Consider the following 724-nt stretch of genomic DNA (forward strand, 5'->3'; position numbering starts at 1 on the left):
TGGCCACAGGCTTGCCGGCTATCGCAGGTTTCCGCTCGGCGTGGCCACCCTCGTCACCGGCGGCCTGCTTGGCGCCGTGTCGGGCTCGGGCACGGCAAGCGCGGCCGCGCTGGCCACGCTCGCCGGTCCCGAACTGCAACGGGTCGGTTATACCCGCAGTTTTTCGGTGGCGCTCGCCGCCATCTCCGGCTCGCTCTCGGTGATCATCCCGCCGAGCCTGCTGATCATGATCTACGGATCGCTCACCGAGACCCCGATCGGCCACCTCTTCATCGGGTCGATCGGGCCCGGCCTCCTGTGCATCCTTGCCTATGCCGGCTGCCTCTATTTCCTCGGCGATGTCGAGCCGCAGGCCGTCGACGGCCGCCGCCACGGAGTCGCCGAGGATCCGCAGGAGACCCGGCGCTCGATCGCCGCCTTCAGCTTCGTCGTCGTGCTCATGTTCGTCGTCTTCGGCGGCATCTACGGCGGCGTGGTCACCGTGGGCGAGGCCGGCGCGCTCGGCGCCTTCGCGGCTTTCGTCGGAATGATCGTCATGCGGCGGGTCGGCCCCAAGGACATCGCCGCCGCGCTGATCGATTCCGTCAAGGTCTCGGCGATGCTCCTGATGCTGCTCATCGCCGCGCAGATCTTCTCGCGGTTTATGTCCTTCTCGCGGCTGCCGACCGAGCTGCTCGAGCTTGCGCAACCGCTGATCGGCAATCCGACGGTGCTCGTGCTCGTC

At 68.1% G+C, this 724-nt stretch carries 1 protein-coding gene; it reads left to right on the plus strand.

Annotated elements, in window-relative coordinates:
• The coding region (locus tag ACCO56_RS33035) for a TRAP transporter large permease subunit (RefSeq protein WP_433645209.1) at nucleotides 1-724 on the plus strand (724 nt) is incomplete at both ends.

Origin of the sequence: Mesorhizobium sp. 1B3, assembly GCF_050958605.1 — a bacterium.
GTDB lineage: Bacteria > Pseudomonadota > Alphaproteobacteria > Rhizobiales > Rhizobiaceae.